Below are 21700 nucleotides of genomic sequence, written 5' to 3' on the forward strand. Positions count from 1 at the left end.
TTGTTCAGGTGTGAACACGAAACTGAATCAGCGTGCCAATTGCCAAGCAATGGTTGGTTGGTACCTCTTTATCTGTGACTGGAATTCTTCAGCCTGTGGCTCATCTCAGCGAAAAATCGTCAGGCGAAGGAGCTTCTCAGAGCTTTGCCGCCGACTCACTTGCGATGGGCATGTTGGTCATGCTGGCGATGACGATCATCCAGCGTGGCGTGGGGTTCTTTCGCGGCATTTGGATCTGCCGAATGCTGGACGACAGTGTCGTCGGCCAATGGGCGATGGCGTTGGGTTTCATCTTGCTGATCACCCCGGTGATGATGCTTGGGATTCCCGGATCACTGCCGCGTTACACCGAACACTTCCGACTGCGCGGCCACCTCAAAGCGTTCGTTCGCCGACTAGCGATGCTGACGGCGGGCTTTACGGCCCTCTTTTTTGTCGCCGTCGCATTTGTCCCGTCAAAGCTGGCGTGGTTCATATTTCTGGAACCACAAGACACGCAGCTAGTGTATTGCGTAGCCGCGGCGGTCGGCGCTATATCGGCGTTCTACTTTGTCAACGAATTGTTGTCCGGTTTGCGACAGGTTCGAGTCGTTTCGTTGATGCAATTTGTGCAAAGTCTTTCGTTTACTGCGATCGCCTTAGCGGTGTTGTATGGCGGCTACGGATTGCACGCTGTAATTCTTAGTTTTGCGGTTGCGACATCCATTGCACTGATACCCGGACTGTGGGTGTTGTGTCGCGGATGGAGCGGGGTGCCCGTATCCGAAGAACCTTTCAAGGCACCTTCGATGTGGCGCCGTCTGCTGCCGTTTGCCGCGGCACTGTGGGCAGTCAATTTGCTGGGAAACGTCTTTGACCTTTCGGATCGCTACATGATCTTGCATTTCACTCCTGGCGGCGAAGTCATCGGGCAAGCTGCGGTGGGGCAGTACCACAGCGGTCGCATCGTTCCTGTGTTGCTAATCAGTTTGGGCATGTTGATCAGCGGTGTGCTGATGCCGTACCTGTCGGCTGATTGGGAAAATGGCAATCGACAAGCCGTGCGTGATCGGATGCGGCGTGTCCTATTGGCGATGTCCGCCGTGTTCACATTGGGCGGCGCATTTTCATTGTTGATTGCTCCCTGGATGTTCGGCACGCTGTTGCAAGGGCGCTATAACGACGGGCTGACACTGATGCCGATGGCGTTTGTCTTTTGCACTTGGGCTGCGATGGTCATCGTCGCAAACGGTTACCTGTTGGTAATCGAAAAAGGAAAACTGGTCGCCTTGGCAACCGGAATCGGACTGACGGCCAACATTGTGCTCAATGCACTCTTGCTTCCGGTTTGGGGATTGCACGGCGCGGTCGTATCGACGCTCTGTTCGCATGGCATTGTCATGCTGGGCGTCTGGGTCGCGATGTCGCGAACGGACTTTCGTTTTGACCGCACACTGCTGTACGTCAGCATGATGCCTGCGACGTTGCTGGCGGGACCTTGGGTGGCTGCGGCATCGGTTTTGATCTGCATGGCGGCTAGCGAACACGCCAGAGAATGGACACGTGAAGCCATTGATTTAGTTTTGGCAAAACGCCAGCAGCGATCGCTGGCTTAAGGGCTGATACAGGGGTGGCTAAATGTCGACTTGAACCGGCCGCGGCGATTTGATTGCTAAAACACGGGCGTTTTGCTCGGTCGCGAACCTTTCTGCCGCGTTTTCGTCCTTTCTGGCGAGCAGATATCTCTTGCCGGGCACTAGCCGGGCAACGATAATGTTCACGTCGGGTCGCAATGACGCGTTGCGACGGACTGTTTACGCACGTTTCAAGAACTCGCTCTGGTTGGCACCTGAGTTCATGAAGCGTCTAACCAAGAACGAAAGGAAGGTGATCAAAGTGGATTATTGCTGTACTGCCAACGGGGTCGTAACCCGTAGCTGAAAGTCGGCGGGCTGGAGCTTCGGCACTGGCGACCCCCACTCGCGATCATCTTGATAGATATCGTCGAGACATTTGCCCGCTCGTTGAGTTCACCTTGTACTCAGCGAGTGGGTTTTTTTATGCCTGTACTTCCCAGAATCAATCGGGCAATTAGTTTGGCAGCTTCCGAGGAAGTGTACGAACCCTCGCTCAGTATCCGCTCCCTCTGCATCCGAAGCTCAGCGTGAACAACGAAACGAATTCTCATTCCGACGACGCCGATCATTCGCAACCATATGCGGCGGCAAAGCCCGTCGATGAAAGCGGCGCAGTTGACGCTGCGTCTGAGCCCGGCGGTATCCCCGTTGCGCCGAGCGGGCTAGTCACGCGATCGCTTTTTGGCGGTTTTTTGATGGGATTGGCAAATTTGGTGCCTGGCATCAGTGGCGGCACCATGCTGCTGGCGGCAGGTGTTTATCCCCGGTTTATCGAAGCGGTCGCTGACGTGACGCGTTTCCGATTTCGGTTTCGTTCGCTGTTAGTGCTTGGCTGTGTTGTGGGGGCTGCTGGAATCGGAATTCTGCTGCTTGCTGGGACATTAAAAGACCTGGTCGTCGACCACCGCTGGATCATGTACAGCCTTTTCATCGGGCTGACACTCGGCGGGCTGCCTGTTGTTTGGAAGCTCGCACGGCCGATGTCAAAACGTCTGGTCATCGCCGCTGTCGTCTCGTTTGCCGTGATGGTTGCGTTAGCGGTGTTGCAGGCCAAGGGCTACACCGGAAGCGGTGGGTCGAATTTTGTGATGCTATTCGTGGGCGGGCTCGCCGGAGCAAGTGCCATGATTCTGCCTGGAATATCGGGCGGTTACTTGTTGCTGTTGCTGGGCCAGTACGTGCCGATTTTGCGCGGCGTGGATGAATTCAAAGCAGGTTTGAAAGCACGCGACTTTGAAATGCTGATCGAACCCGCACTAACGGTGGTCTTGCCCGTCGGATTGGGGGTCGTGATCGGCGTGGCTTTGGTTGGTAACTTGCTGCAGTGGTTACTGCGTCATCATCGCAAGGCGACGTTGGGAGCTTTGATCGGATTGCTGCTGGGGTCGACTGTTGGGCTATGGCCTTTTCAACAAGCGATTGCGCCAAAGGTTGGCGATGTGATCAAAGGCAGCGAACTGACAGAGAAGACGATCGGCAACGTCGAAACCGATGATTGGCCGACGGTTTACTTTCGCCCAGATCTGTTGACGGTGGCTTCATCGATCGCACTGATTGGTTTGGGGTTTGGAATCACAATGGGAATCGCGCGGATTGGCGGCCAAGATGACGACGCCGCTTAATCCGAATATTCGGCCTGACGCGAACATCCCAATGTAAATCGGCAAACGTTGGTGATAACAACCGTCGTCCGCTTTACGCACCGTCACCAACAACCAAACTGAACACTTCGTCACTCGGTTCCGACTGACGTTCGCTCGAATTGTTGGGCCCAATTGCCTGCGGTTCACGTCCCTTCTCTCGTAAATTCAACTGCACGTGATCAGCGTCGTTATCCTGGCAATCGTACAAGGAATCGCCGAGTTCCTTCCCATCAGTTCTTCGGGGCACTTGGTTATTCTCGGTGCCGTCTTAGACAATATTCCGGCACTCAGTGGACAAACAGCGGCCGTCCAGAGTGACGAACCAACGCTGGAGATCATTCTTCACGCAGGTACCTTGGGTTCGATCCTGTTGATCTATTGGCGAAAGATTCTGGATCTGCTGACACGCGACCGACGTGTGATTTGGATGCTGGTCGTTGGTACGATTCCAGCGGCCATTGTCGGGCTAACGATCAAAAAGAAGTTTCCCGAGATCATGCACAATCCGTTGCTCGCCGGATCAATGTTGCTAGTCACCGGCACACTGCTGATCGTGTTGGGAAGATTGAAGCCTCGCGATGGCGAATACCAATCAATGTCGTTGGTGGGTGCGTTTTGCGTGGGGTGTTTTCAAGCAGTCGCAGTGCTGCCTGGAATCAGTCGGAGCGGTTCCACGATCCTGGGCGGTCGTTTGCTGGGCCTAAAAAATGAAGATTCTGTCACATTTTCTTTTCTTTTGGCCATTCCGGCGATCCTGGGAGCGACCGTGTTGGCTGTCAAAGATCTGGTTGACCAAGTTCAAGACGGAGTTCCGCAAAAACACTCGTTCACCGAACTAGGCGTCGGTGCCTTTTTGGCGTTTATTGTGGGCATATTTGCTCTCAAATGGCTGATTGGATGGAGTCGACAAGACCGTCTGCACCTGTTCGCCTGGTGGTGCATCCCAGTGGGTATACTTACGATCACGTTGGTACTGAAAAACGTCCTTTAGCTTGCGACCCATGCTTTTGGGTGGTCAGTAGCCTCCAATGGTTGTGGACGCACGTTTAGGCTTTGGTACAATCAGAGCAGTTGGATACTGAAACGTGAAAAATTAAAAGGCTAAGAAGGGCTCGCTATGGCACCCGCACAACTGACTGACCGTCAGCAAAACGTATACGACATGATTCGCGAACTGATTGTTGGACGTGGATACGGGCCAACCGTTCGCGAGATCGGCGAGCACTTTGGGATCAAGAGTCCTAACGGCGTGATGTGTCACTTGCGAGCATTGGAACGCAAAGGATTGATCCGCCGGAGTCCCAATAAATCTCGAGCGATCGAATTGACGCAGGTCGCTGACCGAAATGGCAACAGCCTGCCGCTCGCCGGCATGGTTGCAGCAGGCCCTACTTCGCTGGCGTTTGCGAAGAACAATCGCGTTGATTTTAGCGAGATGTTCTTTCAGGATGATCGCTTCATCCTGAGAGTCTCGGGTGATTCGATGATCGATGCGCACATCACCGATGGTGACTATGTGATCATCCAAAAGCAGGAGAAAGCTGATCCCGGCCAATTAGTCGTTGCGCAAACTCCAACTGGCGAAACACTTAAGTATTGGCATCCCGAAGGCGATCGTATCCGATTGCAGCCAGCCAACAAATTGATGGAACCGATCTACGTCAAAGACGCGAAGGTCATCGGCATCGCCGTTGGCGTTGTGCGATCGGGAATGTAGTCTCGCTATTGCCGTTCGGCATCGCTATTGCAAGGCAGGTGCGTTGCCGCAAATGGAATGGCCGGACAGTGTGTTCGCGGAGTGAATCGTTGTCTGCGTGCGTCCGTGGCAGCTGGTAGCGAAGCGGATCGAGTTCGTTCCCGGCTAAGGTGTCAGCAGCTGTTTCTTGCGGATGGCGTCTTGAGCTTTCCGGCGCAGAATCTTTAACCGTTGGCAGTTTCAAGCTGAACATCGCGCCCTTGCCTACCCCGTCGCTGTCGACAGACAGGGACCCGCCCAGTTTCTGTGCCGCTATCGCACACGAGTGCAAGCCAAAGCCGTGCCCGTCTTGCTTGGTGGTAAACCCATGCTGAAACAGCTTGCTTAAGTTCTCCGGTGGAATTCCGACTCCAGTATCCACTACGTCCATACGCAAACTGTCCTGGTCAGACGAAATCATCAGTCGAATCGATTTCCGGTCGGCATTCGAACTCTGTAAAGCTTGCTTGGCATTGCCGATCAGATTTACCAAGATTTGCAGCACATCATGTTTCTGAGTTTGAATCGGAGGCACCGCAGCAAAGTCTGTTTCGATGATGATTCCAACGTTGTCTAAATCCGAGTCGGCCATTCGCAATGCATCTTCAAACAGTTCCTTGGGTTCCACCGCCAACGCTTCAATTTTGGGTAGCGATGGATCCAAGTCCAAATCAATCGTTGCGACATATCTCCACTCGCTGGTCGAAATCGAAACCGCATTTTCCAATAGATGATTGACATCCACCAAGGCCTTTTCGCTCTGGCCGGGATGGGCAAATTCTTTCATCGCGCGGACGATTGTCGAGACATGCCGCACGCCGTCACGCGAATCACCGATTGCTTCCAGTACTTTTGTCAGTACCAAATTGTTTTGCAGGTCCGAAACGCCAGCAAGCACGTCTTTGATCTTTGCTTGCGTGATCTCAGTCTCAGTATCAATATCAGTATCGCAATTCTCTATTCGGCGAAGCGAGTCGACCATTGTTTCGAGGCTGCCGATCTGGTCGCGGATGTAATCCGGGTTGTCACCGATGTATTGCATCGGCGTGTTGATCTCGTGTGCCACTCCGGCTGCCAACTGTCCGACCGACTCTAGCTTTTGCGCCCATTGCAAATGAGCTTCGAGTGCCCGCGTCTCCGTTAGATCAGCTCCCAAGATCAGCAAGCCGTTGCGATTGGCACCGTTCATCACCGGATAGTTCGACAACCCAATTATTCGTCGGTTGCCGTCTTGGTCGATGAATGACGTTTCCAATCGTTTGGACGTTGAGTCGAGGAAAATGCGTCGATCAAAAGACTTGCACCACTTGATGGGGAGCTCGGACATTTTGCGACCAGCCACTTCTTCCCAAGTCAGTCCATACAATTCGGCAGCTCTTCGGTTCCATCTTGAAACCTGTCCATCTTCGTTGAGTCCGATCAGCATGGTGTCGATCGCGGACAGCAGATGTTGCGATTCGTCTTTTGCTTGTTGCCAATGCTGCGTTCTTTCTTCCACTAGTAGCTTGAGAGCTTCGGTTTGTTCCTTGGCTAGTTTTGATAAATGTCGTTTCTCGGTCATGGCCGTCGCGACCTGCGAGACTTCTGCACTGTCAAACGGTTTTTTCAATATGAGTAGTCGGTCGGATGCGCCGAGCGATTGTCGGATTTTTGACCACGATTGATCGGAGTAGGCCGAGCAGATGACGACCTGCAGTTCCGGGTCGACTTTCCAAAGCTCGGCGATCGTTTTGAGCCCGTCCCAGCCGGGCGGCATTCGCATATCGACGAAGGCCATCACAACGGTTGGCCATTCGCTAGGGCGTTGCAAACCATGTCGCGTCCTTCTTTGCCTTGGCTTGCACATTGCAAATCAACATCCAGCCTGATGCGTTGATCGTGTGAATCACCGAAGAACGCCGCGGCGACATTGTCCAGCTTTAATTGCCGATCATCGGCAACCAGAATTTTGCGGAAATCACGGTGAATGGCCGGGTTGTCATCGATGACCAAGACTCGGCGATTGCGGTCTGCTTGTAAAGCATCCTTTGTCAGCGCACTGCCCCTAAACTGAAATTCAATCGCCTAGTCGCCCTATGCAATTGGCGCTGCTGTGATGATCCCCTTCACGCGACCAGCAAGGCTTGCCAAACCGCGATAGCTAAGTCGCATCAGAGCTCTAGGTCGCGAAATCGACTGCGGCAGAACCTTCTTGCTTTTTTTGCATTCGGATTTCCTTGGCAAATCCATCCTCGACGGTCGGGATTCTGCTGTGAGATCGATGTTTCGGCGAAATTTCCGTAAGCCGCTAGCTGAATGGCTGCAGCGCGGCCTCGCTGTGAAGAACTGATTGGAACGCCAAGTGATGGAGCGATCTGGCTCCACGATGCGGTGCATTTCACGCAAAATTGTTTCTGCTATGTTTTGCGTAGAGTTTTTGTTTGGTTTCTTCTTCCGAGTGGGCTGCATAACGCACTGCCGCGGACTCAGGTTCTTTGGGCCTCGCGAATCTGGATGGACAGACAGCGGCAACTAAACGACTCGAAGGCTTGCGTGTGATGACGGACACGCAAGCGAACGAGCCACAGCTTGGCTTGACTCATCACCTAAAACGATCTTGCGGTGTTAACGATATGACGATCATTGAAGATACTTTTGCCGAAGCGTTTCCAATGCGAGGAACGCGATTGATCATCACGGCTTTGGATTCTGAACTGGCGATGATTGCGGCCACTGAATTTTGTGGCAATGCGTCCAGCGTGATCGGCTGTGACGCCGAGGCGGGCATCGAACGTGTGATCGACGAATCGGAGACGCCTGACGGACGACCGGGAGTCAGCGTGCTCGCATTTGCCTTTGACCGCAAATCACTCGAAGCTGCCGTAACCGCTCGAGTTGGTCAAAACGTGCTCACCTGCCCGACGACGGCATGCTACGCGGGCATTGCATCGGAGAGCAAAGATGATCGCATCAAAGTCGGTGCGCAATTGCGTTTCTTTGGTGACGGCTATCAGTTCAGCAAGAAACTGGATGATCGACGGTTTTGGCGAATCCCGGTCATGGATGGCGAATTTGTTTGTGAAGATGTCGTTGGAACCGTCAAAGGTATCGGCGGTGGCAACTTGATTCTTTGCGGCACCAATCAGGCCACGGCATTGGCGGCGACTCGCGCGGCTGTGGCGGCGATTCGATTGGTGCCCGATGTGATCATGCCTTTTCCAGGTGGAATGGTGCGAAGTGGATCGAAAGTAGGATCCAAATACGCTGCACTGAAAGCCAGTACGAACCACAAGTGGTGTCCTACTTTGATCGGACAAGCCGAAACGTCACTGAGTGATTCCGAAGGCGCTGTGTATGAAATCGTGATTGACGGGCTTTCTGAATCAGCAATCGCCGCTGCGATGCTAGCCGGAATCGGCGCAGCGAAGCTTTGTGAAGGTGTCGTCCGCGTTTCTGCCGGCAACTATGGCGGAAAGCTCGGGAAACATCATTTCCATCTACTCAAGTTAGTCGGCTAAAAAGTCGACGGGGCCGTTTCGCGATTGGCGTGAGCGAATGATTGCGCAGTCTTTTGCTGCGGCCGCGTCCGCCGTTTCTTAACCCACGCGGTTCGGCCGACCTTTCCATCCAAGTAGTTTTTGCAGCGATCAATTCGAGCCACGGAAAACCAATCAGATGAAACTTGTTTCTTGGAACGTCAACGGAATTCGAGCGGCGATGGGAAAGGGCTTCCGCGACTATATCGAATCCGATCAACCTGAAATCGTCTGCCTACAAGAAACCAAAGCAGAACCCGAGCAAGTTGACACACAATGGGCAGTCGATTTGGGATACGAGCAAGTGTGGAACTGTGCGACCAAAAGGGGCTACAGTGGCACAACAATCTGGAGCAAGCTGCCGATTAAAAAGGAATCCAGTGGCATTGGAATCAGTGAGCATGACGACGAAGGGCGAGTGATCACCACGACGTTCGACGATTTTCATCTCGTCACGGTGTATACGCCCAACTCCAAACGCGGGCTGCTGCGTTTGGACTACCGCCAAGAATGGGACAAGGATTTCTTGGCGTATGTCAAGAAGCTCAATCGTCGCAAACCGGTGATCTTTTGCGGCGATCTGAACTGTGCACATAAAGAAATTGATTTAGCAAATCCAAAAGCAAACCGGCGGAATGCTGGCTTCACTCAGGAAGAGCGTGAAGGGGTCGATCGTATGGTGGATGCTGGTTTCATCGACTCATTTCGTCACTTTTGTGATGAACCGGACAACTACAGTTGGTGGACCTACCGAAGCAACGCTCGCGAGCGAAACATTGGCTGGCGATTGGACTACTTTTTTGTCTCGCAAAAGTTCGCCGATCGGGTTACCGATGCCGTGATTCGAGACGACATTCATGGATCGGACCACTGCCCGGTCGAGTTGATGATCAAGTAGTGTCTGGCGGTTCCGCGGTTCGCGAATCGTTTTGTGATAATTGCCCAAGTCGATCAGCATCTTTCACGCTCTTCGATGTTGTTTCATTTATCATAGTAGGCAACGATGCCGCACCGCCCGGAACCAATTTGATCGCTGCAATCGATGCACTCCAATCGTCATTTTTTTGTCGTCGCAATTGTCTGCCTGTGTCACGCATCGCCGTTGGCCGCCCAGGGTGACATTCAGTTCAATCGCGACATCCGTCCGATTCTGAGTCAGAATTGTTTTTACTGTCACGGACTGGATCAGAATCACCGCGAAGCAGGCTTGCGTCTGGACACGCGGGACGCGGCGATCGAAGACCTAGGTGGTTACCAAGCAATCGTTCCGGGCAACGCGTCCGAATCGGAGTTGCTGGTGCGGATTTTGTCGGACGATCCCGACACATTGATGCCGCCTCCCGAATCAGAGCGAACCATCACGCCTGCGCAGCGTGAACTGATCGCGCGATGGATTGACCAAGGTGCTGAATACCAGGATCACTGGGCGTGGCAGAATCTAGAGTTGCCAAAAGTGCCTGGGACAATCAAATCGCAGACGATTGAAGGCGCTGCCGCGATCGATGCCTTTTTGCAGCAAAGATGGGCCGACGAAGACGTGAAGCCGGTTTCGCCAGCTAGTGCGCGCGAGCAAATGAGACGTTTGAGTTTTGATTTGCGTGGTCTGCCGCCAACGCTTAAGGAAGTAACTGACTTTCAGGCGGATCCTTCGCAGAGCCACTATGCGGAGATTCGTGATCGGTGGATGAACGAACTGGCTTATGCCGAACACCAAGCCGTCCGCTGGTTGGACTTGGTGCGTTGGGCAGACACGAGCGGGTTTGTCAGTGATGAACCGATTGCGTCGGGAGCATACCGGGCTTGGATTATCAAAGCGTATGCCAACAACATGCCCTTTGATCAATTCTCCAGGATGCAATTGGCTGGCGATCTGATCGAAAATCCGACCGACGATTCGTTGGTCGCGTCCGGTTACAACCGAATCGTCAACACCAATTGTGAAGCGGGCGCGATCGAAGAAGAGCAGCTGTACAAACTAAAAGGTGAACATGTCCGTGCGGTTGGCACGGTTTGGATGGGACTGACCACCGGTTGTGCGGAGTGTCACGATCATAAATTTGATCCGATTTCGGCGAAGGACTACTACAGCCTGGCAGCTTTTTGGGATGACTTAGTCGAAGCAGGCGTGTACACCCCGGGAGACCGTCGCGTGCCGCTTCATTATGTGCACGACGACTCGGCTGACTCGGCTCGCGATGCCGTTTTGACAGCGGAAATCAGCGCGTTCAAGTCTCAAATCATCGGCGACATTTCAGCAGCGGATGCTGAAGTGTTGCAGTGGGAGCAGGAGACGATCGCGAAACTGAAGGACAAAGAAACGAGAGTTGATTTTGCGTGGATTCCAGCGCAGTTGCCGGGGCCGAGAGTTGTTGAAGGAGAATTTGATTCGATCAAGATTGACGACACTTTCGCACGCGAAACCCGAGCCGATGCGAATTCGTTTTATCGCCATCATGCTTCGGATCTGATGACGGGGTACATCTACGAAAGGTCGCAGAAAACGGACGCTGAGAAAGACGCTTGGTTTGTCGATGTTTGGATCGACCGGGATGACAGGCCGCAGATGCTAGGCATTCAGGTTTCTCACGGTGACTACGGGCGACTCGGCTGGAAAACAGCTAATTACGAGACTTACCTTTGGGGCGAGGATACTTCTGGCACGTTAGTTCAGTCTCATTCGTGGAGCGATCCAGAACGCGTCAAGCGAATTGGAGATCTACCATCGGAATCGGGTTGGGTGCGCTTGCGTGTTCCGTCGAGTCAGTGGATTTCGCCGGTGGGCGGCCAATCCTTTGAAGCGACGGGGATGGCTTGGCTACAAACCGGAGGGCACGTTCGCTGGGCCGACAGTGGAATGGAGTTACGCACGGACAAAGCAACTGCCCTGCAGCTTGGTGAGACAGCGATTCGAAAGTGGTATGAAACGCCCTGGAATCGTCAGGTGTATCAATCGCGACTCGAGTACGTCAGCAAAGCGTTGTTGACGAAGTCCGATCAGCGCAGTGATCTGCAGCGAGAGATTGTGCGCGAAGCGTTTTGTGAGCAATCGCATCCCGAGCTACTCGATCGACTTCGCAGCCTCGAAAGCGAGCTCTACGTTCGACGCAGTCAAGCGATGCCGGTATTGGTTTCGCGTTCCAGTAGCCAGCGTAAGACGACTCGGCTGTTAGGACGTGGAGACTTTTCAGATAAAACAGGTCCCTTGGTCGAATCGGCTGTTCCCGAATTTCTTGGCGCGATCGAGGCGGACGCTGGAGTTGCCAATCGACTTCATCTGGCCAATTGGCTGTTTGATCAAGGAGCCTCGCTCACGGCCCGCGTGTATGTCAATCGCTTGTGGCACCAATTCTACGGTCGCGGTTTGAGCGAAACTCTGGAAGACTCTGGCACGCAGGGTGATTGGCCATCGCACCTGGATCTGCTGAATTGGTTGGCAGTCGAATTTCGCGATAGCGGATGGAACCGTGATCACATGGTTCGCTTGTTGACATCGACAACGGCGTATCGCCTGAGCAGTGTGCCACAGAGCTCGGACCCCGGCAATCGATTGCACGCACGGCAGGGGCGTTTTCGTTTGCCAGCTGAAGCGATCCGCGATTCGGCGCTGACCGCCGCTGGGCTGCTGATGCAAACCTCGGATATTCCACTGGAGAGCTTTTATCCGTATCAGCCGCTGAATTACTGGGAGCGTTCCAGCAAAGTCATGTTCGGTAGCCGGCACTTGGATTGGAATACAAGTCGAACGGCCAGCCAATATCACCGCAGCATGTACACGTTTTGGAAGCGACAAAATATCCATCCAACCATGTTGGCTTTTGACGCGCCCACGCGACAGGAATGCACTGCGAAGCGAAATATCACGAATACACCAGGCCAGGCGTTGGCCTTGTTGAATGATCCGATGTTTGTCGAAGCGGCCCGTGTGATGGCAATCCGAATCATGCAAACAGACGCCAGCAGCGACCAAGAGCGTATCGATTCGGCCTATCGTTTCGCTTTGCAACGAAAGCCATCGGCGAGAGAAACGACCACATTGCTCAGTTTGCTCGATCAGCAACGCGAGCTTTTTGGACGACAGACCGACGCAGCGGTATCACTGATTTCCATTGGGCAGTCTCCTACCCCCGATGATATTGACGCCTGCGAGTTGGCAGCATGGACTGTGTTGGCCCGCACGCTGTTGAATCTCCACGAGTTTTTGAATCGGTCGTAACGAATGTCGTCACAAAAAATGAATTCGATCTTCACTAGAATGCGCGACGTCACGCGTCGACATTTCTTTTCGTCCACTGCGACCGGCCTGGGCGCAGCGGCTCTTCATTCGTTGCTGGCCCGTGACGCGGCGGCCGCAACAACGTTTCCAAATTTCGCACCGAAAGCCAAACGAGTCATTTACTTATACATGGCGGGCGGGCCAAGTCAGTTTGAAACGTTCGACGACAAGCCCATGTTGCGGAAGCTGCATGGACAGCCGATTCCCAAGTCGCTGACCGAAGGAGTCAAGCTGGCATTTTTGCAGTACGAAGCGCATAAATGTTTTGGTACGGACGTTGGTTTTAAGAAGTGTGGTCAGTCGGGGCAGAATATTTCCAATCTTCTGCCCAATTTGCAGAACGTTGCCGACGAATTGTGCGTGGTTCGGACTTTGATGACGGACCAAGTCAATCACGATCCTGCGCATACGTTTATGAACACGGGGTTCAGCATCGCGGGTCGCCCCAGCATGGGATCGTGGGTTTCGTATGGACTGGGAAATGATTCGCAAAATCTCCCCAGCTTTGTGGTCATGCGATCTGGTCCAGAAGGTCAGCCAATTCCAACGACGGCATGGCACAATGGGTTTCTACCGGGCAAGCACCAGGGAGTCGAGTTTTATGGCAGCGAGCAACCGCTGAACTACCTGCAGTCGCCCGCGGGCATTGGCCGCAAAACGCAAAGTGATACCATTGATGCGATCAACGAACTGAACCGTTTCTATCAACAGACGGCTCACGACAAAGAGATTACGACACGGATCAATCAGTACGAACTAGCGTTTCAGATGCAGACCAGTGTGCCAGAATTGGCCGATTTTTCGTCGGAGTCTCTCACGACGCGTGAGTCATACGGTGTCGGCGACAAGCCCGATGGTAGCTTTGGTTCCAATTGCTTGATGGCTCGGAGAATGGCCGAACGCGGCATTCGATTTATTCAGCTCTACCATACAGGCTGGGATCATCATGGGCAGGTCGTGAAGGGGGTTACGTCGCGTGCAAAAGAAACTGATCAAGGCGCGGCGGCATTGATTGCCGATTTGAAACAGCGCGGCATGCTGGACGACACGCTCGTAATCTGGGGCGGCGAATTTGGACGCACGCCGATGTCGCAAGGCGGTAGTGGACGCGACCACCATACCAAGAGCGGTGCACTGTTCATGGCTGGTGCTGGAGTAAACGCAGGGGCAAGCTACGGCGAAACCGATGACTTTGGATTTGCGCCGTCGATCGACCCGTTTCATGTGCACGATTTCCATGCGACGGTATTGCATCTGCTAGGCATCAATCACAAACGGCTGACCTATCGATTCAAAGGCTTTGATTTCCGGCTGACCAACGTCCATGGGCACGTGATCAAAGACATTCTGGCTTAATTCGCAGCCGTCGAATTCACGCTGATCAAGCTTGCTCGTGAATCGCTTTGCAAATCATTCGTAGCGAGCTTTCTATATCACCATCGGCAGTTTTGAAGCTGTCGGCATCGATTGTCAGCGGTGCCCCCAAAACGACAAGCGGTGCTCCGTGCTTGGGGCACTCGATAGCTTGTTCCAAAGACAAACCGCCCACGGCTTGAACAGGAACGTCAACTGCTTGAACGACTTCACGTAGCTGATCCATTGGGCTCGGCATCGGGTGTCCCGCCGCCGCAATGCCACGTCGTTCGTCGTATCCAATGTGGTGAATGACAAAGTCGCAGCCGTGGTCTTCTAAGAACTTGGCACCGGCGACCATGTCTTCGCAGACCATGTTGTCACCCATCACCTGGCAGCCAAAATCGGCACCCGCTTTGACGACGCACTTGATCGTTTCGCTGTGGGCGCGAGCCATCACAACCACGTGCGTGGCGCCCGCTTTGGCCATCATCTCCGCTTCCAGATAGCCGCCATCCATCGTCTTCAGGTCAGCCACGATCGGTGTATCGGGAAACGCTTCACGCAATTTTCGGACGCCATGCAATCCTTCGGCCAAGATCAATGGTGTGCCGGCTTCTAGCCAGTCCACGCCTGCTCGCATGGCCAGAGCGGCGGTTTCGAGGGCTTCGTCAATGTTGGTCAGGTCGAGCGATATTTGGACGATGGGTTTCACTGGCGCATCCCTTATTCAAGTGCGTCGTTTAAATGCCGAATTGGAGTGCCTAGTTTAGAAGGTTGTGGTCGTCGAGAACACAAACAGATGCTGAAGGCACCTGATTAGCGAAAACTAAACGAAGATCACTCCGTGCGCAAGTTCCTTTATCGCCCGGAAGACTCTGACTGCGTCTCGCTATTTCGCAAACGCGAGTGCCAGATGGTCTTTCAGGAACATGCGTATTTTGCGACTGCGGACATGTTTCAGTTCCGTCAGGTTCAAAGTGACATGCACTTGGTCGTCACGTGACGCGTCGATCGGCGCGTCAATATCCAGGGTTGCCAAGCGGTCCGGGTCGACACTGCCGGTTGGTCCCGACAAAGTCACCTTCAATGATTCAGGCTCTTTTGTCTCGACCGCAGCCCACAGTTCTCCTTTTCCAAACGGTCGCACGTGGACTCGCGTTGGATCATCAAAGGCCAGCGAGTCATCGCCAGCGATCTGCTGCATTAGCGTCAACACGCGCTCCGCCATTTCAAGCGGCCACTGCGGATCGGTGCCTTCAGGGAAACCCTTGCTAAGCGAGTGCCAGCGGCGGCCCAATACGTGCCACGGATCGTTTGCGTTTTTGCGTTTGGGGGCTGTTGATTTGGCCACCGCGTCGGCAGCCGATTGGGTGGCTGTTGTCGCGTTCGCTCGTTTGTTCGTGGCGGCTTTGCGTCGCGGCTTTGGTTTGCGGGGCGATTCGACTTGTGGTGTATCGCCCAAGGTCTCCTGGCCCTGCGTGCCCAGCACGGGAGCAAGGAAATCGGCGGTCGATATTGCTTTGGTGCGATGTGCTTTCGTCGTTCTGGGATACTTCGCGGTGGCGGCCAACTCTTCTGGCGTTCCTGCGAAAACAATCTCGCCACCATGAACGCCAGCGCCCGGACCCATGTCGACAACCCAGTCAGCGCACTTGATGACGTCCAAATTGTGCTCGATCACCACGACAGTGTTACCAAGTTCGACCAGCCGCTGCAAAACATTCAACAGCTTGGCGATGTCATTGAAATGCAGTCCTGTCGTCGGTTCGTCCAGCAGATACAGCGTGTTGCCTGTTACGGGGCGTGCCAGTTCGGCGGCCAGTTTGACTCGTTGTGCTTCACCACCAGACAGAGTCGGCGCTGATTGCCCTAGCGTGACGTATTCCAAGCCGACGTCACAAAGTGTCTGCAGAATCCCGCGGATCTTGGTGTGATCAGAAAACAACTCGACTGCTTCACCGCATTGCATTGCGAGCACATCGGCGATCGACTGGCCGTGGAATTTGACTTCCAAAACATCGTCGTTGTAGCGCTGGCTATCGCATTCTTCGCACGGAACCCACACGTCCGGCAGGAAGTGCATTTCGATCTTGCGTTGACCACTGCCTTCGCAAGTTTCGCAGCGTCCGCCCGGGACGTTGAAGCTAAACGTACGCTGTGTAAAACGCCGCTCGGCTGCTTCGGGAATCGAAGCGAACAAGTTGCGAATGAGGTCAAACGCTCCGGTGTAGGTAGCAGGATTGCTGCTTGGCGAATTGCCGAGCGGCGATTGGTCGACGCGGATGACTTTGTCGATATACCGAACGCCTTCGAGTTTTTCGTGTCGTCCAGGTTTTGCGTTGGCGCGATGCAATCGGCGCGCAAGTGCGGGATAAAGAATTCCGTTGATCAGCGAACTCTTTCCGCTGCCACTTGGGCCAGTGACGGCCGTGAAAACGCCAAGTGGCAATTCGAAGTCCACGTTCTGCAGATTGTTTTCTGCTGCCCCGGCGACTTTCAGGAAATTGACGTACGGCTGACCTTTGCGTCCGATCACAGGTCGGCGCGACGACGGAATCGGGATTTCTTTTTCGCCGGTGATGTACCCGGCCGTGACCGATGCTTCGGCAGGTTCGATTGCTGGCGGGACACCTTCGGCGACAATTCGCCCCCCGCCGCGACCGGCCCCGGGGCCGAAGTCACAGAGGTAATCGCTGCCGGCAATCACGTCGCGGTCATGTTCGACGACAAGCAACGTGTTGCCTTGATCACGCAGGCGATGCATCGCGCCGAGCAATCGTTGGTTGTCGCGTGGGTGAAGTCCAATCGTCGGTTCATCCAAAACGTACAGGACACCGCAAAGTCCGCTTCCTAGCTGGGCAGCCAATCGGATCCGCTGGGCCTCGCCGCCCGAAAGTGTCGCTGCACCCCGATGCAGAGTCAGGTAGTCCAGGCCCACGTCCAACAAAAAGCGGACTCTTGATTCGACTTCGCGCACCAGTTCGCCCGCGATCTTTCGTTCGCGCTGCGTGAGTTTCCATTGCTGGACGTTGGTGCTCAGTCGATCCAATGGCATCGTGACCAAGTCAGCAATCGTCAAGTCGCGAAATCGGCAAGACGCGGCGTCTTCGTGCAATCGAGATCCGTCGCACGATGAACAATCGATTTCGTCAACAAATTTCTGCAGTTTCCCACGTAGACCGGGTGTCAGTCGTGACGCCTCTTCCAGGGCGGGATAGAAACCTTTGAACTGAAACCGAAACAAGACCGTCTGTGCTTTGGCCGTCGGTTTGGTGTCGCTCTGACGAACTTCGATCCAGGTGTTTCCCAGCCCGTGGAAAAGGATGCGTCGGTGGGCGACGGACAATTGGTCAAACGCCAAGTCGATTGGAATCCCGGTTTGGCGCGAGAGTGCATTGAGCATCCATGTTGATACCGCTTGGTCAACGGAGGGCCAAAGCAGTGAAGCTCCGTCGGAGAGCGTCGCCGTGGGGGAACTAATCAGTGCTGCGGGATTGGTGCCCGTCTGGGTTCCCAGGCCTTCGCATTGCGGACACCAGCCGATCGCGGAGTTGAACGAAAAGTGGTGCGGCGAGAGTTGATTGAAGGAACGTCCGCAGTCGCCGCAGACCAAATGCTGGCTATGACGATGCGTAGTCCATTCGGGCTCTTCACGTTCCGGGTCCGCTTCAGCAACTTCGATGACACCAACGCCCAGCGATAGTGCTTGTTCGATACTGTCGCTGATTCGTGTTCGTTCATCAGGGTCGATCGCAATCCGGTCGACGACAACCTGCACCGTTTGTTTGCGACGTGGGTCCAGCTTGGGTGCATCGTCGAGTGCGACGGTTGTCCCATCAATCCGGACCCGCTGGTAGCCTTGGCTACGAAGCGATTGCCACGTGTCTTTGGATGCGTCACCGGCGACTACATCGATCGGGGCCATCAGCAATGCGCGGGTGCCTTCGGGCATCGCTAGTATTTTGTCGACGATTTGATCGGGTGTTTGAGTTCCCACGGCGCACTGACAATCCGGGCAGTGCATTGTGCCCAGGCGTGCCATCAAAATGCGCAAGTAATCGTAGATCTCTGTTACCGTGCCGACGGTACTGCGAGGCGAATGCCCGAGGTTCTTCTGCTCCAAGGCCACGGCGGGTGATAGGCCTTCGATTCGCTCGACTTTGGGCTTTTGGACCTGCCCGATAAACTGCCGTGCATACGACGAGAGCGATTCGACGTATCGCCGTTGACCTTCGGCATAAATCGTGTCCATTGCCAGCGAACTTTTGCCGCTTCCACTGGGACCACAGAACACGGTCATCGCATCGCGCGGCACATTGACGCTGACGGATTTTAAGTTGTGTTCGCTTGCCGATTCGACCACGACGTGTGTCCGCGCGGCGGGTGGCGGAGCGATGATGTCACGGATTGCCGCAGCAGGTTGTTTAGCGGCTTTGCGTTTGATTCCCAGCATTTTGGCGAGCGCTTCGCCGGTGTAGCTCTTTGCTGCTTTGGCGACTTTTTCCGGCCGACCCTCGGCAACGACCACGCCACCGCCTTCACCGCCCTCGGGGCCCAAATCGATCACCCAGTCAGCCGTTTTGATAACGTCCAAGTTGTGTTCGACGATCACGATCGTATTGCCGCGATCGGCCAGGCCGTGGATGACCTTCAAGAGCATTTCGATGTCAGCAAAATGCAATCCCGTCGTCGGCTCATCCAAAACGTAGAGAGTTTTGCCGGTTTCGCGTTTGCTTAGTTCACGCGATAGTTTGATGCGCTGCGCCTCGCCGCCGGACAGCGTGGGCGAAGGTTGTCCGAGTTTCAAATACTCCAATCCAACGTCGACAAGCGTTTGGAGTTTTTCGGCCACTTTGGGGATGTTTGCAAACAAGTCCAATGCCTGCGAAATGTCCATGTTCAAGACATCTGCGATCGACTGATCCTTGAATTTTACCGACAGTGTTTCGCGGTTGTAGCGTTCGCCTTGGCAGACAGGGCATTGAACCCAGATGTCGGCCAAGAAATCCATCTCCAATTTGGAAGCACCGTTGCCGTCACAAGCACTGCAGCGACCGCCATCGACGTTGAAACTGAATCGACTGGCCGTGTATCCGCGAGTTTTTGCTTCAGGGAGTTTTGCGAAAAGACTACGGATTTCGTCAAAGACTTTCACATACGTCGCCGGATTACTACGCGGTGTCCGGCCAATGGGTGATTGGTCGATCGCGATTGTTTTGTCCAGATGTTCCAGTCCGGAGATCGAATCGTGTTCGCCCGGTTCTGTTTCGGCGCCGTTGAGTTCGTTGCGCAAGGCCGGTTCGACGATGCCGCCAATCAGTGAACTTTTGCCACTTCCAGAAACACCAGTCACGCACGTCACGGTCCCCAGCGGGATGGAAACGTCGATGTCTTTTAGATTGTGGAACCGAGCTCCATGCACGGTCAGCAGTGTGTCTTTATTGACGGTTCGTGGATTCGTAGGGACGGCGATGGTGCGTCGACCACTTAGGAATTGCCCCGTCACGCTGTGTTCGGATTTCAACACCGTGTCCAGGTTTCCAATCGCAACGATTTCGCCCCCCTTCACGCCAGGGCCCGGGCCGAAGTCGACGATCATGTCGGCCGCCCGCATCGTGTCTTCATCGTGCTCCACTACGATCAATGTGTTGCCGGCGTCACGCAGTCGTAGCAACGTGGCGATTAGCCGGTCGTTGTCACGCGGGTGCAGTCCGATCGACGGTTCATCCAAGATGTAAAGAACGCCACAGAGCCCGCTGCCGATTTGTCCAGCCAGGCGAATTCGTTGCGATTCGCCGCCGGAAAGCGTTGGCGCGGTGCGTCCAAGCGTTAGGTAATTCAGTCCGACGCCGAGTAAAAATCCGAGCCGTGTACGAATTTCCTTCAAGGCTTCGGTTGCAATCGTCGCGTCGATTTCGCTGAGCACGATGTCCGAGAAAAAATCGTACAAACGATCGATCGACAAATCACAAAGCTGCGGAAGCGTCAGGTCGCTTTGCTCTGCAAAAGATTTCGCACCGGAGCGAATGGTGACCGCCGCTGCTTGTGGGTTCAGCCGTGCTCCGTCGCAATCCACACAGTGGATCGTGTTCATGTATTTTTCGAACTGCGCGAGCTGCATTTTGTTTCGCGAAGTGCGATAGCGTTCGAGCAGTTCTGGAATGAACCCTTCGAACGAACCGGAGTACTTGCGTGAACCTTGATCGCCCCGCCACGTAAATTCCATGGATTCATCGGTTCCCCAGAGCCAGACATGTTTGGCTTCGTCGGGCAGATCTTCCCACTTGCCCTCCAACATGGTGCCAGCTTCGAGATCAAACGCTTTGTCCATCGCTTCGGCTGCACCAACATATACATGGCGGCGATAGCGACCAAGGTCTCCCCACTTGCCCAGCAGATCGATCGCACCTTTGCGAATCGATTTCCCTTCGTCGGGAATCAGCAGCTCTGGCACAAAGGTGTAAAACTGGCCAAGCCCATCGCAACACGGGCACATGCCTTGCGGGCTATTGAAACTGAAAAGTTGTGGTGTCGGCGGCTTAAAACTTTTGCCGCAGGAGCCACAGGAGTACTTTGACGAATAGAGGATGTCGTCCTTGGCTTTACCAGCGAAATCATCGTGTTCATCACTCAGGGACACGATCACTGTAAAATCGGCCAGCTTCAGAGCCGTTTCGATCGCTTCGTCGATGCGGCCGCGATCGCGATCATCCGGTGCGATGCGGTCGATGACAAGTTCGATGTCGTGACGTTTCTGTCGATCCAGTGGTGGAGGATCGGATAGCCGGATGGTTTCGCCGTCGACACGCGCCCGCGAATAACCCTGTTTGCGAAGATCCTCGAACAGCTCTTTGAATTCGCCTTTCTGTCCGCGCACCAGCGGAGCCATCAGCCAAAGCGTCGCATCGATCGGCAACGCCAAGATCCGCGTCGCGATCGCATCCTGGGTTTGCGCTGTGATCTCGACTTGGCAATTCGGACAGCGTCCGGTGCCAACCCGAGCGAAAAGCACTCGCAAGAAGTCGTAGATTTCGGTGATCGTGCCAACGGTACTGCGTGGGTTCTTGCCGGTGGACTTTTGGCTGATCGAAATTGACGGACTCAGTCCACTGACAAAATCGACGTCGGGTTTGGGCATTTGCCCCATAAACTGGCGCGCGTAGTTGCTGAGCGATTCGACATACCGTCGCTGCCCTTCAGCGTACAGCGTGTCGAATGCCAACGACGATTTGCCGCTTCCGGAAACTCCGGAAAAGCAGACCAATTGGCCACGCGGGATTATTAGATCAACATCGCGAAGATTGTGCTCGCGGGCACCTTTGACTTGAATTTCCGTAGTCGTCATCGATTAAATTTTCCAGCCTCCGCTGGGGTCAGCGCTGCGTTGCTTGGGAGTTGCAAAGCGTCTTTTTGGGGTGGCCCGTTCTGGCTTTGGAAAAAGCCACGAAACCACCCAAACACTCTATTGGGTTCTAAGCGATTGGCAACCGCTCTGGCGGGAAACGGTGGCGTAGGGCGGGATAGCTTCCTGATACAATGGCGGCTGCCGCGTTCGCCCGTTT

Annotated in this window: 12 protein-coding genes; 8 read left to right on the top strand and 4 right to left on the bottom strand. The window is 54.4% G+C overall.

The window, feature by feature from the left end:
• Nucleotides 1-32 precede the first annotated feature (32 nt).
• The 4 genes from K239x_RS09655 (at nt 33) to lexA (ending at nt 4976) form a co-directional block, all read left to right on the top strand.
• On the top strand, nt 33-1595 hold the full coding sequence (locus tag K239x_RS09655) for a lipopolysaccharide biosynthesis protein (RefSeq protein WP_419189879.1): 1563 nt from the start codon (nt 33-35) through the stop codon (nt 1593-1595).
• Nucleotides 1596-2143: 548 nt separating this feature from the next.
• Entirely contained in the window at nt 2144-3238 is a 1095-nt protein-coding gene (locus K239x_RS09660) for a DUF368 domain-containing protein (RefSeq protein WP_145417616.1), read from the top strand.
• Nucleotides 3239-3434: 196 nt separating this feature from the next.
• Complete coding sequence (locus K239x_RS09665; protein WP_145417617.1) at nt 3435-4250, top strand: undecaprenyl-diphosphate phosphatase; 816 nt, start codon at nt 3435-3437, stop codon at nt 4248-4250.
• 126 nt (nt 4251-4376) lie between these two features.
• On the top strand, nt 4377-4976 hold the full coding sequence (gene lexA, locus K239x_RS09670; RefSeq protein ID WP_145417618.1) for a transcriptional repressor LexA: 600 nt from the start codon (nt 4377-4379) through the stop codon (nt 4974-4976).
• Here the strand turns inward: lexA and K239x_RS09675 are convergent.
• Entirely contained in the window at nt 4936-6771 is a 1836-nt protein-coding gene (locus tag K239x_RS09675) for an ATP-binding protein (protein ID WP_419189880.1), read from the bottom strand. The genes lexA and K239x_RS09675 overlap by 41 nt on opposite strands.
• The gene (locus tag K239x_RS28410; RefSeq protein WP_419189881.1) at nt 6771-6986 is read right to left on the bottom strand and encodes a hypothetical protein; all 216 of its coding nucleotides are present in this window, start codon (nt 6984-6986) and stop codon (nt 6771-6773) included. Before K239x_RS28410 ends, K239x_RS09675 begins: the two co-directional genes overlap by 1 nt.
• A 620-nt stretch (nt 6987-7606) precedes the next feature.
• Between K239x_RS28410 and fhcD the strand changes: the two genes are divergently transcribed.
• From fhcD to K239x_RS09695, 4 genes are all read left to right on the top strand, one after another.
• Nucleotides 7607-8491 (top strand): formylmethanofuran--tetrahydromethanopterin N-formyltransferase, encoded by an 885-nt coding sequence (gene fhcD / locus K239x_RS09680; RefSeq protein WP_419189882.1) that lies wholly within the window; start codon nt 7607-7609, stop codon nt 8489-8491.
• Between the two features lie 157 nt (nt 8492-8648).
• A complete protein-coding gene (locus tag K239x_RS09685; protein WP_145417621.1) occupies nt 8649-9407 on the top strand; it encodes an exodeoxyribonuclease III in 759 nt (252 codons plus the stop codon).
• A 144-nt stretch (nt 9408-9551) separates the two neighbouring features.
• The gene (locus tag K239x_RS09690; RefSeq protein ID WP_145417622.1) at nt 9552-12722 is read left to right on the top strand and encodes a PSD1 and planctomycete cytochrome C domain-containing protein; all 3171 of its coding nucleotides are present in this window, start codon (nt 9552-9554) and stop codon (nt 12720-12722) included.
• 3 nt (nt 12723-12725) lie between these two features.
• Nucleotides 12726-14138 (top strand): DUF1501 domain-containing protein, encoded by a 1413-nt coding sequence (locus K239x_RS09695; RefSeq protein WP_419189883.1) that lies wholly within the window; start codon nt 12726-12728, stop codon nt 14136-14138.
• A gap of 25 nt (nt 14139-14163) precedes the next feature.
• Here the strand turns inward: K239x_RS09695 and K239x_RS09700 are convergent, their stop codons facing one another.
• Nucleotides 14164-14850 (bottom strand): orotidine 5'-phosphate decarboxylase / HUMPS family protein, encoded by a 687-nt coding sequence (locus K239x_RS09700; RefSeq protein WP_145417623.1) that lies wholly within the window; start codon nt 14848-14850, stop codon nt 14164-14166.
• A 177-nt stretch (nt 14851-15027) separates the two neighbouring features.
• Nucleotides 15028-21483: an excinuclease ABC subunit UvrA gene (gene uvrA, locus K239x_RS09705; RefSeq protein WP_145417624.1), complete on the bottom strand. Its 6456-nt coding sequence runs from the start codon at nt 21481-21483 to the stop codon at nt 15028-15030.
• Between the last annotated feature and the right edge of the window lie 217 nt (nt 21484-21700).

The sequence above is a fragment of the Stieleria marina genome, from assembly GCA_007741555.1.
GTDB lineage: Bacteria > Planctomycetota > Planctomycetia > Pirellulales > Pirellulaceae > K23-9.